Origin of the sequence: Oryzomonas rubra (assembly GCF_008369015.1) — a bacterium.
In the GTDB taxonomy this organism is placed as follows: domain Bacteria; phylum Desulfobacterota; class Desulfuromonadia; order Geobacterales; family Pseudopelobacteraceae; genus Oryzomonas; species Oryzomonas japonica.
Genome location: NZ_SRSD01000001.1, coordinates 586,065 through 601,179, shown reverse-complemented (window position 1 = coordinate 601,179; position 15,115 = coordinate 586,065). Strand labels below are relative to the sequence as shown.

The 15,115-nt window shown below is 53.0% G+C and carries 11 protein-coding genes and 1 tRNA gene; all 12 read left to right on the top strand.

The window, feature by feature from the left end:
- The first annotated feature begins 37 nt into the window (after positions 1-37).
- The 12 genes from ET418_RS02780 to ET418_RS02725 all read left to right on the top strand — a co-directional run bounded on the left by ET418_RS02780 (position 38) and on the right by ET418_RS02725 (position 15,114).
- On the top strand, positions 38-1,879 hold the full coding sequence (locus ET418_RS02780; RefSeq protein ID WP_149306041.1) for an ATP-dependent nuclease: 1,842 nt from the start codon (positions 38-40) through the stop codon (positions 1,877-1,879).
- Positions 1,876-3,645: an ATP-dependent helicase gene (locus tag ET418_RS02775; RefSeq protein ID WP_149306040.1), complete on the top strand. Its 1,770-nt coding sequence runs from the start codon at positions 1,876-1,878 to the stop codon at positions 3,643-3,645. Before ET418_RS02780 ends, ET418_RS02775 begins: the two co-directional genes overlap by 4 nt.
- A gap of 108 nt (positions 3,646-3,753) precedes the next feature.
- The gene (drmA, locus tag ET418_RS02770) at positions 3,754-7,245 is read left to right on the top strand and encodes a DISARM system helicase DrmA (protein WP_149306039.1); all 3,492 of its coding nucleotides are present in this window, start codon (positions 3,754-3,756) and stop codon (positions 7,243-7,245) included.
- On the top strand, positions 7,242-9,038 hold the full coding sequence (gene drmB, locus ET418_RS02765; RefSeq protein WP_149306038.1) for a DUF1998 domain-containing protein: 1,797 nt from the start codon (positions 7,242-7,244) through the stop codon (positions 9,036-9,038). The genes drmA and drmB overlap by 4 nt, the downstream gene beginning before the upstream one ends.
- Positions 9,035-9,832, top strand: coding sequence for a DISARM system phospholipase D-like protein DrmC (gene drmC / locus ET418_RS02760; RefSeq protein ID WP_149306037.1), 798 nt, complete (start codon positions 9,035-9,037; stop codon positions 9,830-9,832). The genes drmB and drmC overlap by 4 nt, the downstream gene beginning before the upstream one ends.
- A 16-nt stretch (positions 9,833-9,848) precedes the next feature.
- Positions 9,849-10,175 (top strand): hypothetical protein, encoded by a 327-nt coding sequence (locus ET418_RS02755; protein WP_149306036.1) that lies wholly within the window; start codon positions 9,849-9,851, stop codon positions 10,173-10,175.
- Positions 10,176-10,467: 292 nt separating this feature from the next.
- On the top strand, positions 10,468-11,037 hold the full coding sequence (locus tag ET418_RS02750) for a hypothetical protein (protein ID WP_149306035.1): 570 nt from the start codon (positions 10,468-10,470) through the stop codon (positions 11,035-11,037).
- Entirely contained in the window at positions 11,030-11,728 is a 699-nt protein-coding gene (locus ET418_RS02745; RefSeq protein ID WP_149306034.1) for a hypothetical protein, read from the top strand. Before ET418_RS02750 ends, ET418_RS02745 begins: the two co-directional genes overlap by 8 nt.
- A 418-nt stretch (positions 11,729-12,146) precedes the next feature.
- Positions 12,147-12,482: a helix-turn-helix domain-containing protein gene (locus ET418_RS02740; RefSeq protein WP_149306033.1), complete on the top strand. Its 336-nt coding sequence runs from the start codon at positions 12,147-12,149 to the stop codon at positions 12,480-12,482.
- A 14-nt stretch (positions 12,483-12,496) separates the two neighbouring features.
- Positions 12,497-13,561, top strand: coding sequence for a tyrosine-type recombinase/integrase (locus tag ET418_RS02735; protein WP_149306032.1), 1,065 nt, complete (start codon positions 12,497-12,499; stop codon positions 13,559-13,561).
- A 210-nt stretch (positions 13,562-13,771) separates the two neighbouring features.
- Positions 13,772-13,847, top strand: a tRNA-Ala gene (locus ET418_RS02730).
- 124 nt (positions 13,848-13,971) lie between these two features.
- Complete coding sequence (locus ET418_RS02725; RefSeq protein WP_149306031.1) at positions 13,972-15,114, top strand: deoxyguanosinetriphosphate triphosphohydrolase; 1,143 nt, start codon at positions 13,972-13,974, stop codon at positions 15,112-15,114.
- Position 15,115: the final 1 nt, after the last annotated feature.

Genomic DNA, 15,115 nt, shown 5'->3' with positions numbered 1-15,115 from the left:
ATAGATTACAACAATAAAACGAAAAAGGATTCAGCCCATGCACCTTAGCCGAATACAGATTAAGAACTTCCGTAACTTCAAAGAGCTGGATATCAGCCTTGGTGAGAATGCCGTCATTCTCGGCGAAAACAAGGTCGGCAAGACAAATCTCCTGTTTGCATTACGATTGATCCTCGACCCTTCACTGCCGGACTCAATGCGACGTCTGCGGAAAGAGGACTTCTGGGATGGGCTTGGCCGACCGTTAAGAGCAGAGGACGTAATCGAAATCTCGATTGAGTTTAGTAATTTCTCTGAGAACGAAGGACTGTTGGCCGTGCTTGCAGACCACTTGATTTCACCTGATCCGATGGTTGCCAAAATCACATATCTCTATCGGCCAAAATCTGAGTTGGGAGCCGCTCCACGGAGCGATGCAGATTATGAGTTTGTGGTTTTCGGGGCAAATCGGGAAGACAATACTGTTGGTTATGACCTGCGCCGCTGGATGCCAATGGACCTGTTCCCTGCTTTGCGAGACGCTGAATCTGACCTTGCTCGCTGGTCCAAATCACCATTGCGGCCACTATTAGACCGGGCTGCAAAATCTTTGAACGCAGACAAGATGGCTGAGATTGCGGCAGAAATACACACTACAACAATAAAAATTGCTGAACTGCAAGAATTGTCAGATGTCGTTGACGAAGTAAACACTCAACTTGTTTCCATGGTGGGCGACAAACATGCGATTGAAACCGCTCTGGGATTTGCTCCAACCGCTCCAGAACGCCTGTTACGTGCTCTGCAGTTGATGATAGATGGAGGAATTCGCAGCATATCGGAAGCAAGTCTTGGCTCTGCAAATGTTCTGTATCTGGCATTGAAGCATCTGGAGCATCAATACTTGGTAGATGAAGGTGAGAGACAGCATACACTGCTGGCTATCGAGGAGCCTGAGGCCCATTTACATCCACATCTTCAAAGGCTCATCTACCGGAATTATTTGCGCTCACGGGATGAGCAAGAACATCCGCGACAATCACGTAGTATCTTGTTGACCACACATTCCTCAAATGTGGCGAGTGTGGCTCCATTGTCCAACATGGTCGTTCTTCGTCATTGTCAGGGCGAGGGACACACTATTGGTCGATCGCTTGTCAAGATCGAGCTGTCGAAAGAGGAAATCGAAGATTTAGAAAGATACGTCGACGTTACCCGTGGTGAGATCTTTTTCGCAAAAGGTATCATTCTGGTTGAGGGTGATGCAGAGAAGTTCTTGTTGCCAGCTCTGGCAAGGTTAATTGATCCTCCGATTGATTTGGATACGTTGGGTATAACTGTATGCTCAATCGCCGGCACGAACTTCGCCCCTTACGCCCAGCTTTTAGGACCGAAAGGGCTTGATATGCCGTTCGTTATTCTGACTGATTTTGACCCAAAGGATAGCCCCGCGAGCCAGCAGGATGCTGACCCTGATGATAAAGGAGTTGGCACTTGTTACGGTGAAAATCGTGTTGTTAATGTGATTATGCCTCAGTTAATGGATGAGGTGACCTATGACGAACTCGATTTTGCGCAAGTGTTTGAACAAGCCCCGGAATTCGGAGTATTTCTTAACAATTTTACCTTTGAGGTGGATCTCTTTCAGGCTGGTGCGAAAGATGAGTTTGCGGAGGCAATGGCTGGGTTAACGACAAACGAAAAAATGAAAGCTAGGTTCAAAGCATTGTCGATAAAACCTGACAGTTTAGATCCGACCCAATTCCTTAAAGATATTGATTCAGTAGGCAAGGGTCGGGTAGCGCAACGCCTAGCATCGGTTCTTTTGGCCAAGAAGAAAGATGTATGTCCACCATACATCAAGTCAGCGCTTGAATATTTGAAGGCTAAAATTGCATGACCACACCTCTCTATATCGCGGCGGCTGAAGACCTTCGAGGCAATGCTGAACAGTGGGCAGCTTATGAGTCTCGTGGGAGTTGCGTTATCCTCGCTGGCCCAGGGAGCGGGAAGACCAAGACTATCACCATAAAAATTGCAAGATTATTGGCAGAAGAAGTCAAACCACCCCGCCGAATAGCCTGTATAACCTACAGTAACGCCTGTGTCGCCGAACTGCGGTCTAGATTAGGAAATATAGGTATTCATGATTCTTCACGCGCATTGATATCAACGGTGCATTCATTTTGCCTGACTGAACTGGTTCTTCCATATTCGCGGCTTGCAGGTATGAATGTTCCTGACCCTTTGGTAATGGCAAGGCAGTCTGTTATTGACGAGCTATTCGCGCGAGCGGTGAGACGGGTTGCCGGAAATGTTTTAAACCCCCGTTTCGTAAAAACTCCATGTGAAAAGTTACGGCGAGTAATACCAGATAAAGAAAGCGATGAATGGCGAAATTGGGGCGAACCACGTCACACTGCCATTGTAGAAGCTTATGAAAGAGAGCTATTAGCATCTGGTGTTTTAGATTTTGATGCTTTGGTACTAGCCGGCCTCACGCTAGTTGAACAACATTCTTGGGTGCGGGCTGCCATAAAAGCAAAGTATCCGATAATTGTAATTGACGAGTATCAAGATCTTGGGCTGCCATTACATCGAATGGTGATGGCGCTGCTGTTACATGCCGGGGTACGAATAATCGCAGTTGGAGACCCAGACCAATCTATCTATGGCTTTACAGGCGCACAGCCAAGGTTACTGCGAGCGCTTGCCGAGATGCGGAATGTCGAATCAATTCGGCTCCATTTGAACTATCGCTGTGCAAACAGGATCATTGAAGCATCCAGGACCTTGCTGAACGATCCCCCTGAATACCGTGCTCACGATGCCCGTGAAGGATTGATTACACCCCATGAAACAGGAGTCAACGTTCGAGGACAGGCTGAGTATGCTTTGCAAGAAATCGTTGCTCCTTTGTTGAATGCTAATCCGGATTGGCGACCAGGAGTCATTGCTTTCCTTTACCGGACAAAAAACGAAGGTGATGCAATTGCAGGGGCAGCTGATGCTATTGGTCTAAATTATTTTCGTCTAGACAATGGCTCTCCCATCCCAAAATCACGGCTTTCAGGTTGGCTAGTGGAAGTTGCGAAATGGTGTGCAGATGGTTGGCAGACTGGAAGTGTGAGATTGTCAGATTTGATGAGTGCGTGGCGATTGTTTCGTCGATCATTAATTAATGAAACTGACCGTATCCATGCAAAAAAAGCAGTAATAAGCGCTTTATTTGGTCTTCGCAATGGCAATCTTAGACTGGAAGAATGGCTGACAGCAATTCGCGTAGCGTTTCTGGATGAGATGATTGCTCAAGAGGTAACGCTAGCTGATGAAAGAGATATTATAGATAATCTTTCCAGGGAGTGCGTCGCTAGGGGGCGGCTTGCCGACTTTACGGTGCAAATATTCGGAGACCAAGGAAAGAGTCCGGATCAGATCAACCTCATAACTTTGCATAGTTCGAAAGGGCTGGAATTCCAAGCAGTAATCATGGTTGGGCTCGAAGAAGGAGAGTTTCCAAATGGATATGCTTTAAGAGATGAGGAACAACTTCAGGAAGCAAGACGACTGTTCTATGTCGGTGTAACTAGAGCAAAGAATCAGGTTCATTTTCTTTACAATCAGCTTGAATCGCGTTTTGTGGCGGGGATAATAGAGGCAACCTGATTTTCACAATGCAACTTTTTACTGAATACGTCCCCAAGAAGAAGTTTTTATTATGTGAACCGAAGCTTTTTTCTTGAACAGGTTCATTGAAAAGGGAGAGAAGTCGCAATGCCTTCAACATCCGAACAAATACGCTCCGAAATCATACACGCTCTGTGCCTCGACCTTGTAGGCCCTGACAATGATCACGCCTTTGCGGCCGAGCTCCTGCCCGAGCCCCCATCACGCTGGTACCTGACAGGCTTCCTGGTGCCGAAAAATGCCCCTGAGGAACAACGTTGCGATCCGACTTCAGTTGAAGAAATCGATGCCGCAGGCGAAGCCGGCGAGCTAGATGATGCCGGGACACCTGAAAAGTCATCGGCGCGTAAGAGCTTCCTGCCGTCGTCCATGGGGCTGACCGTGCTGGTCGCGCCTGGTGTCGGCACGCTTGAGGCCAAGGTTTCCTGGGGCGATTACACCTTTGAAGGTGCTGCAGATGAGGAACCATCCGAAGAGGAGACAGAGGCCATCCCAACAGAGGTCGCCGAGTCTGCGCCGCCGAACACTCCTAATACTACGACAGCGAAGCGTCTCAAGGGATATCGGCGTATCCCACGTGAGGAGTCGGTGCAACTGGCAATGCCACAGGCTGGACAGCCCCCCCTGAAATTCGACGTCCCCAACAGCGGAGGCCTCAAAATACTCGTCACTTCGCGCGACGTTGCGGCGCAGGGAGCGGGCGCACACCATCTGCCTATCGGCACCAGGTCGGCGTCGGCATTCCTCGTGAACGAGCGCATCCCAAAGGAAAAACACGGATACCGGGCGTTTGCCTTTCAGACCATACTGACGCTTATTTCGCCTGAACCCTTTGTACCCCGCTCCGATCCACGTGGGGGCCAGAGTGGAACGGCAGGTGATGAGTGGGACGAGCAGGTGGCTGACCTGCAGTACCGCGATGTTGTCGAATATGCCGTCGGGCACGGGGTGTCGGCAACGCTTTTGACTAATGAACATGGCAGTTGTCGAACGGTCAGGACCATATGGATTCCTGACGCTTCTGTCGAGCGGGTTGCGCCATCATCCATACCAGATGTGGAGTTGGGCATGGAGACGTTGGGTGCGCTTGTGGATGGCGCCGATGCCGCCGCCAAGCTGATGCCTCTCGTCACACAATATCAATCCTGGATTACAGCCAACCAGGGCAAAACAGCAGGGTTCTCCTCGCCTCAGTCAACAACCGCCGCAGCGCTCTTCAGCAATGCCAAGATCGCCGCGCAACGTATCGAAGCCGGTATAACCCTGTTGGACGACCCTGACATCATCAAGGCCTTCCGCATAGCTAACCGAGCAATGGCCGCCGCTGCACGTCATCGCGATGCTGCCCGCGAAAAGAAGGACCCGGCAGCACTCAAGCCACCTGCCTGGCGGCCGTTTCAGCTGGCATTCATCCTGATGACCCTGAAGGGGATTTCCGATCCCTTGCACCATGACCGTGAGGTCGTGGATCTGCTCTTCTTTCCGACCGGCGGCGGCAAGACCGAGGCATACCTGGGGTTGGCAGCATTTACCATGGTGTTGCGTCGTCTGCGGCATCCCGGCATCCGTTCGGCTGGTATGAGCGTACTGATGCGCTACACCCTGCGCCTGCTCACCCTTGACCAGCTAGGCCGGGCGGCGGCCCTGATGTGTGCGTTGGAGCTCGAACGCGAGAAAGACCTGCAGCATCTTGGTGAGTGGCCTTTCGAGATCGGTCTGTGGGTCGGCTCGGCTGCAACTCCCAATCGAATGGGATCCCGTGGCGACAATGGCGCCGGTTACGACAAGACGGCCTACACCAAGACTCGCCGTTTCCTGACCAACAGTAGCAAGAGTCCTGCACCAATCCCAATTGAAGAATGTCCTTGGTGCGGAACCAAGTTCGAAGGCACCTCCTTCCGTTTGGTTCCTGACGAAACGCGGCCTCTCAACCTGCGCGTGCATTGCGTCAACCATCTGTGTGACTTCAGCGGCCAGCGAACCTTACCGATTGTTGGGGTCGATGAGCCGATTTATCGTCGACTGCCGGCCTTCATCATCGCCACGGTTGACAAGTTTGCCGCACTTCCTTGGACTGGGCAAGCCGGCACACTGTTCGGTCTGGTTGACCGATATGACAAGAACGGCTTCTACGGCCCCTGCGAACCTCCTGATACCGGTAGCTCGCTGGGAGGTCACTTACCGCCGCCGGACCTGATTATCCAGGACGAGCTTCACCTCATCAGCGGGCCGTTGGGAACCATTGCCGGTGTCTATGAAACCGCCATCGATGCATTGGCCAGTCGGCAGATAGATGACAAGACAATTCGGCCCAAAATAATCGCAAGTACCGCCACCGTGCGGAGAGCTCAACCCCAAATACGCGCCCTGTTTGAACGAAGCCATGTCTCGGTGTTTCCGCCACCGGGGCCTGACCGTCGCGATTCGTTCTTTGCTTTCACTGAATCTGCCACCGTAACCCCGGCCCGTATGTACATCGGTGTTGCCGCACAGGGACGCAGTCTCAAGGTTGTTCTCCTGCGTGTTGCGCTCGCGGTCCTTTCGGCGGCCCAGACCGCCTATGAGCGTGAGGGTGGGCATGGCAAGCGCATTAACCCGGCCGACCCGTACATGACCTTGCTGGGCTACTTCAACAGCCTGAGAGAACTGGGCGGCAGTCGGCGCATCATCGAGGACGAGGTACGGACACGGGTGGCTCAGTATTCCCGCAGGAAACGACGTGACCCGGTTGATGATCTTTTCGTCAACCGCGATATTCATTACGATGTTCTCGAGCTGACCTCTCGGGTCTCCACTAATGATATCGCCTCAACAAAACGCCGCCTCTCTGTGCCATTCTGGCAGAAAGATCGAGTCGATGTCGCACTGGCGACCAACATGATTTCGGTGGGCCTCGACATCCTTCGCCTGGGATTAATGGTCGTTCTGGGACAGCCAAAGACCAGTGCCGAGTACATCCAGACCACTAGTCGTGTCGGCAGGAACCCGGAGTTGCCGGGCCTGGTCATCACCCTTCTGAACGTGCATAAGCCTCGTGACCGATCACATTACGAGCGCTTTGGCACCTATCACGCCACATTTTACCGCTCCGTCGAGGCTACCAGCGTGACGCCGTTTTCTCCGCGGGCACTTGACCGGGCTCTTGCTGCAGCGCTTGTCGCGCTCTGCCGCCAAGGCGCTCCAGTTATGGTGCCACCGTTGGGAGCAGGCCAGATACTCACACAGCGAAGCACACTTGAGAAGTGGGCCGAACGATTCGCCGAGCGGGCGGCCAATCATGACGCACGGCTGGGTGCTGTCGAGTCTCAGCGTCTGAAAGACCAAGTCCTGCACCGTTGTCGGGACCTGCTGGATGCCTGGTTTACCATTGCTGATGTATATCAGCAAACAGGCACAAAGCTGCAGTATCAGCTGGAGGCGGGTGCCGCCCGGCGCTTGCTGTATGATCCGCTGAATCCTGATCTTCCAACACTGCGGCCAGAACAGCGTAAGTTCCGTGCAAACCGCTCCATGCGTGATGTCGAACCGAGCGTGGACATTACCGTCCGTAATCTTAACGACTGGAGGAACAAGCCATGAGTTCCGGACAGCTTCGCGCAAGCCAATTAGTCACCACCTTCGGGCCTGGCGCCATGGTCGACCTGCCGGATACATCTGCAATAATTGCCGGTCTCGAGTTTTGGAGCTATGACCGGAATACAATACCCAACATTGAGATCCACGAGCCCCGGCTGCTGGAGAAGCTCAAGAAGATCGTCAAGGCACCCAATCTGACTTTGCTTCTGCCCCCGCCGGCTTCGGAAGCACCCCATGGTTTTCATCCCGATGTTGTAGCTTGGCGCTTTCCCGAATGGTTCATCGTTCAGCATACTGAGTTTACTCCGGCACCATTCAACTTCCGCCGCCGGCGCCTGGTACATCTCAACAGTATCGACGGGAATTATTATCGTGATGATGACAAAAAGCGGCATTCTGTTGTGCCGGTGCGCTTCGTAAGGGCCTGCCCAAAAGGGCATGTCGGCGATATAGACTGGAAGGCGTTCGTGCATGGAACCGGGGTAAACTGTACACGCAATCTCTGGATGGAAGAGCGGGGTACCACCGGCGATCTTGCTGAAGTCTGGATTACCTGCGACTGCGGAGAAGAGCGCGCCATGAGCCAAGCGGCACGTCTCGAACTACATGCCCTTGGTAACTGCAATGGATCGCGTCCTTGGCTTGGGCAAGGAAGCAAAGAGAGCTGCGGGTTGCCCAATCGGCTCCTGATCCGAAGCGCAAGCAACGCCTATTTCCCCCAGCTGATGTCGGTTATCTCCATACCTGATAAACATAGCCCTATCGATGATGTAGTACGCGTGCTGTGGGACGACTTCCTTTCTGATGTCGAGTCTATGGATGATTTAGCCCGGTATCGTAAAAAGCCGACCGTGGCTCTGCGTCTGGAAGGGATCGCCGATGAAGACGTTTATGCGGCCATCGGGCGCGTGCGATCCGGCAGTGCGGGGCAGGATCGACCGATCAAGGAAGTTGAGTTTGAGGCGTTGACAGAAGCCAAAGATGAGATGGGCATGGATGTGCCGGAAGGAATTTTCTTTGCGCGTTCATTACCGAAGGCTGCATGGAATGCCCCATGGATGGGTGTTATTCAAAGGGTGGTGCTTGTCCACCGGTTGCGCGAGGTAGTGGCGCAGGTCGGTTTTACCAGGTTCGAGGCCGCCGGACCGGATATCCAGGGCGAGCTGTCGTTGAACGTGGAGCCTGCCCCCCTGGCACTCGGTATTTCCTGGCTTCCAGCCATTGAGAATCGTGGAGAGGGTGTTTTCATTCAAATCAATCCCGATGCCGTTTCTACCTGGCTTGATAAACCTGCCGTCAAGGCGCGCGGCGAAAAGCTTGCTGCCGGTTTTGCCGCATGGAAGGCTGAACATGTTGGCAGCAACCGCGAATTTCCCGGTTTACCCTATTATCTGCTCCACTCCCTGTCACATCTCTTGATGACCGCTATTTCCCTGGAATGTGGCTATCCCGCATCGTCATTGCGGGAACGCATCTATAGCATGCCAGGCCATTACGGCATTCTGATATATACCGGCTCGACCGACTCCGAGGGGACTCTCGGTGGCTTGATCATGGCCGCCCGCGATATACGGCGTCACATGCGCCGTGCACTTGACATGGGGCTGCTCTGTTCCAATGATCCGGTGTGCGCGTACCATGAACCATCACGGCATGACCTTCAACCTCTCCTCGGCAGCGCTTGCCATGGATGCATGCTGGTATCGGAAACTTCTTGCGAACAGCGAAACGAGTTTCTCGACCGCGCCTTGCTGGTTGCCACTGTTGAAGCTTTGGGTGCGGAGTTCTTCACATGAGACTCAATCTTGACGCGCTCCATGCGCTTTCTACTGCCAACCTGCGGGCTCTGGCCACGTCTTTTCGGGATGGCCAGCTTGCAATGGGTTTGACGGCGGCCAGCATCAACCAGTTGTTGTGCGGATGCGATGTAGATGTGCTTTCATGCCTCGAGACGCTCGTATCGAATGGCATGGGAGCGCCGCAATGCGCACTGCTATTGGACGCAATTACCAACGAACGTGAGCGTGCACCAGACCTCGCCAGATTGTTCGAACCTGTATTATCAGGGCCTGACGTCCCAGGCGTGCCAACCGGCGATACAGCCGCAGCTATGCAGATGCTGGTGCAGGAAGCTCGCAAAGAGGTTCTTCTGGTGGGATATGCCGTGTATAACGGCGAGCGCCTGTTCGAGCCGCTGGCGTTACGGATGAGGGAGAATCCTGAGCTCAAGGTAACGTTCTGCCTGAATATTGCTCGTCGTTTCGGAGATACCTCGCTGGATTCAGAGGTGGTGAACCGGTATGCTCTCGATTTTCACCAAAAACACTGGCCCTGGCCAGAACTTCCTGAGTTGTATTATGACCCACGTGCGCTGTCGGAGTCTTCTGAGCACAGGGCAAGCCTACATGCCAAATGCGTTGTAGTTGATCACAGAGCAGCGCTGATAACCTCTGCCAACTTTACCGATGCAGCGCAATACAGGAATATTGAGATGGGATTGTTGGTGCGCCACTCACCACTTGCGGAGCGGGTCGCCGATTATTTTGAGGGTCTGCGACTCTCGGGCCATCTGCTTCGATGTCCACTGTGACGGATACTATCATAGTATGAAAAAATCACTTAGGCACCCACAAAGCCGCTTTTACCTTTACCTGACCACGGCCCAGGCTGATCAGGTCTCTCGCCTTCAAGAGGCCGGTTTGTCCGTTTCTACTATTGGGCGCCAGGCAATCCGCAAGTGCTGTGATATCCCACTCGTTGCCGAAGACGACACCCCACGCCCAGAGCGCTGCAACCTCTATCTGACCAATGACGATGTCGCCACACTCGAAAAGGTGGCCACCCGAGAAAATTGCTCAAAAGCAATGGCACTGCGCCGCCTCGCCTCGACGTATCTTTTCATTAATGCATCAGCAATAGACTCGTTGTTTTAATCTTCAGCAGCAAAAGGATTTTTTATTTTCAAATTATACACTATTTAGTGTATATTATATACAGTATCGCAAGGCAGCGATAGCACCAGGTATAGAAAGGGGGGACTGATGGTTGGGCTACTTGACCGGAATAATGACTTGGTCCGCTGGGTAGCGGAGTTTTCAATGCTACCGCTTCATTGGCTGTCACTTGGCCACCAACATGCTGCCGCCACAACGATCGGATCTGCCGTACTGATTTTGTATTCGGTGGCGGCCGTACGTCATGTGCGAATCCACGGGATACGCAGCCATGAATAGCCACCGACTTGGAACTATCATCAAGCGACGCAGGCAGGATGTTGATGCAGCAAAAATCACGCTTGATCTGACATCAGCGGAGGTGCCAGGACAACGGGCAACCGTGATCTCGTGGCATCCGCTGAATATTAAAATCAATGTGCAGCATCCTCGACTCGATTGGATCGAACGGCTGATGGACAACAAGTTCAAACATAACGAACAGGCCGCATTTGAGTCGAATGCCAAGGATTACCTTGTTCTGATTGATGATATAGCCTTGCAAGCGGTAGCCGGCCTGGTGGAACAGCAGCAACAGATTCAACAGCGGATTCGCAATGCCACAACATCTGTCATCGTCCTGAGCACCGCCCTGTACGTTTGGCTGCCTTTGCTCGGCATCGCCGTCGACACCACAGGTATCATAACGTTCTTTGTCATGTGCCTGTTAATCGAGAAAAGAAAGCAGGGGCTTTTAAATATGATGAAGGCGCAGGCCCGTAATCTGCCGACACGCTGCCGGCAGTTCTGCGATGCCTACAGTACGGCACATAACAACGAATCGGCGCTCAACCATGCCTGAGCGCCCGTGGCTTGGAATTCAATTAGCCTGGCATGATGTTGTAACCTCAAGTGGCGAGGGGCAAGCAGCGATTGTCAGCTATCGCAGGCGGAGGTTGCCTTGGCTCAAAAGCAGATCACACATTGTAGCTGTGTTCTACCCAGTCGAAAAGGTGCTCCGGTTCTATGATGTGCCCGCGATAGCTGAATTACGGGCCAATATGAAAGCATTCTGGACAATCGACCATGAAAAAATAGGTATAAACGCACTCGAGGAGTTGGCCGGTTGGCCAGACACAGAGGCACTGTATCACAGGTTCACACAACTGGATTTGGCAGTCGAGTATCGGGCGACGTTTGCAGTAAATGATCTCATTCGCCGTTGGCGGCCATACGGCATCAAAGGATGGTGGATCATAGACCGCCGAGGAGATGGGATAGCCCTGGTGCGCGAATTTATCGATATTAGGGACGGCGCCAGCCATGCGGTCGCATTATCTCATCATGGAATGTCATTGTACCGATACGATATGCTGAGAGGGTCGGGTCTGGCAGACGCCGATAGAATTCTGCTCCTGAAAATCAAGCAACTGGAGATGGACCGGCTGGCCAGGGTATTCAGCAGGGACGATGCCCTGGCGATCAGATCCGCTGCTCGCCATTACAGGCTCATGATTTTTGAGATGGCACGCGAATACGAGCTCCCGTTCTGAGCTCAAAGTGACAGCTATATGTCGAAGACATTATGGGGGCGCAATTGTGACCGTTTCCGGTCCAAAATCAACAAATAGCAGCAGTTTGTGGTGATTCAGCAACCAAACGCGACCATAAGAAACGCAGTTTCTTATAAGGGTGCAGTTGTGACCACATTGCCGCCGTCCAAACACCTGGCTACTCGAAAAATCTGCACTTATCCCACCGCTAACACCAAGTGCCATCAAGGCATGTGTCGCCTCTTTAAAATCATACCCTTTATGATGCAAAAAAATCCGACGCGTTTTGTAACAGTATGATTTTATTGAGTTGACATGTCGCCATATCCCCTGGGGAATATGCTTTAATGCCCATATCAATTGACGCCGATTTAGCGATCGGCACCCGGGTATACACATCCTGCTGGGGGGCTACAAGATGGAATCCAAGTCAGTTATTCAGAGCAATAACCTGGCCGCTTTCATGCGGTTTGTGTTGATGCTGGTTGAGAGGTTCGCGGATATGGTAGCGGATCGGGTCGTCGCAAAGATCCGTGAGACAGCTGACCTGCATAAGACTCCGACTGGCGTGGACAATGGCCTTAATAGCACAACTGCTGCCGCCAAATACTTGGGTATCAGCCCCCGCACGTTGTGGGGGCTGGTCAACAACAACGAAATCACACACCGCCGTATTGGCAAACGGGTACTGTTCGCCCAAAAGGATCTCGATACTTACATCGAAAGAAAAGCTAAACGCCCGGCGCGCTACTGATAGGAGGTTGTATTGTGGGACGCAAACAGGCTGACAAGGTTAAGGGCATCTTTAAGCGAGGCGACATATACTGGATTCGTTATACGTACGAGGGGCGAGAATATCGTGAAAGCGCTCACTGTACCACCGTCAAGGGTGCCAAGAAGTTTCAGTCGAAGCGGTTGGCTGCCCTGTGTAATCCTGATAATCAGGGTAATATCTCGTTGCCAACCAAGAGGGTTAAGTTCGAGGATCTGGCAAAAGCGTTCTCAAAGCATTGTGAGAACGATGCCTGCTGGAATAGCAAGCGATACCTGGTAGCTGGTCTCGTATCGCATTTTGCCGGTAGAACACCCAACCAAATCACCAAGACTGAGTTGGAGCGGTTTGTCCAGAAACATGAGGCCAAAGGCGATAAAGGCAGTACAATCAACAGGTATCTGTCGGCATTGAGTCACATGTTATCGTTTGGTAGCGACGAAAGGATGGTTAGCGAGCATACCAGGACCGTGCTGCGAAAATTTCAACGGTTTGACGAGACCCAATACCAGCGTAAAGTATATCTGACGCCGGAACAGTGTACAGCCCTGCTGGTGGCCTGCAAGGATATTGGTGAACACCTGTTCGGCGCGGCGCTGGTGGCCATCTACACCGGCCTCAGGCAATATGATGTTCTGAACCTGCGTTGGAGAGACATACACTACGTTTCGGATAAGATGATATCGATCACCATCCACAAGACGAAAAAGCCGCTTGACCTGCCAATTCCGGACACGCTGTACCGATATTTGCTGGAACAGAGTAAGGCGGGCGTATCGCTCGATGATTACCTGATTGCGTGGCGGGGTAAGCGGATAACGAGTGTGCGAAAATCATTCGCACATGCCCTGCATGTCGCCGGCATTACCAGCGCCTCCGGCGTGCGCTTTCATGATCTGAGGCACACCTTTGCGAGCTTTGTGGCCCGGACTGAGCCGCTTCAGGTCGTTGCCAAATTCCTGGGGCACACAACGCTCAGGTGTACGCTACGCTATGGGCATATCTGCGACGAACAGATGATCGGCGCCTCAGCAAAAGTCGACAAACTGATCCAGATCTAATCATACCCATACTCAAGTGTTCTTAGCGGCGCCCCCCACAAAAAAAATGTTGACGGGGGCGCCGTTTTATTGTATTTAATGCAGACGATCTTGGGGCGCCACCAAGATGATCATAGGACTGCCGCAGTACACCAATTCGCACAATTTTCGCACAATCAGGGAATGATGGGGAAGGGTAGCGGTCGTAACTAGTTGAATATGTTTTATTTTGGGGCTGTAGCTCAGTTGGGAGAGCGCTTGAATGGCATTCAAGAGGTCGACAGTTCGATCCTGTTCAGCTCCACCAAAATAACAAGGGGTTAGGCAATTTGCCTAACCCCTTTTTTTTCAAATTTGACATTAATTGTCATGGTTTTTACCGTGACCAAAACGCCCCCGGGTTCCCAGGGGCGTTTCCACGAGGTAGCCCCATGTTCGTATCCACCGAACGTACCGATCTGGCCGGCTATGCCTGTACCAGCGCCCAGTCGCGCGGCCGGAAGCATGTCGAGGAGTTTCGCGACGACCGTCCGGCCTTCGAGCGGGACCGGGACCGTATCATCCATTGCGCCGCCTTCCGGCGCCTGGAGTACAAGACCCAGGTGTTCGTCAACCACGAAGGGGACTATTACCGCACCCGCCTGACCCATTCCCTGGAGGTGTCCCAGATCGGCCGGGCCATCGCGCGCCGCCTGCACCTGAACGAGGAATTAACCGAGGCGCTGGCCCTGGCCCACGACCTGGGGCATACCCCCTTCGGGCACACCGGCGAGGAGGTGCTGAACCGGCTCATGGCCGGGCACGGCGGCTTCGAACATAACCTGCAATCCTTCCGCACGGTGGATGAGTTGGAGGAGCGTTATCCCGAATTCAACGGCCTGAACCTGACTTGGGAACTGCGTGAGGGGATCATCAAGCATTCCAGCCCCTACGATGCCCCGTCGGAGATCATGGCCGGGTTCCTGCCCGGCGTCGTTCCCTCCCTGGAAGCCCAGATCATCAACTATGCCGACGAGATCGCCTACAATAACCACGATATCGACGACGGCCTCAAGTCCGGGTACATCACCCTGGAGATGCTGGAACATGTGGATATCTGGCGTCAAGCCAGCGACGGGATCCGTCGGAAATACCCGGCTATCGACACCAAACGTCTGATGTACCAGACCATCAGCGCCCTGATCGGCCTGTTGATCGGCGATATCTGCGCCACCGTCGTTGCCAACCTGGAGCGGTACGCCATCGCTTCGCTGGACGACCTGCGGCGGGTCAATCGTCCTCTGGTGCATTTCAGCGACGGTATCACGGTGCAGAACATGGAGCTGAAGCGATTCCTGTTCGAACACCTCTACCGCCATTACAAGGTCGATAAGATGCGGGTCAAGTCGGAGATCTTCATCACCCGGCTGTTCGAGACCTATATCCGTTTTCCGAACCTGCTGCCCCCCAAATACCGGGCGCGGTTCGATCGTTTCGGCCTGGAACGGGTGGTCTGCGATTATATCGCCGGCATGACCGACCGTTTTGCGCTGGATGAATACAAGCGGCTCTTCGAGCCGTACGAGCGGGGCTAAG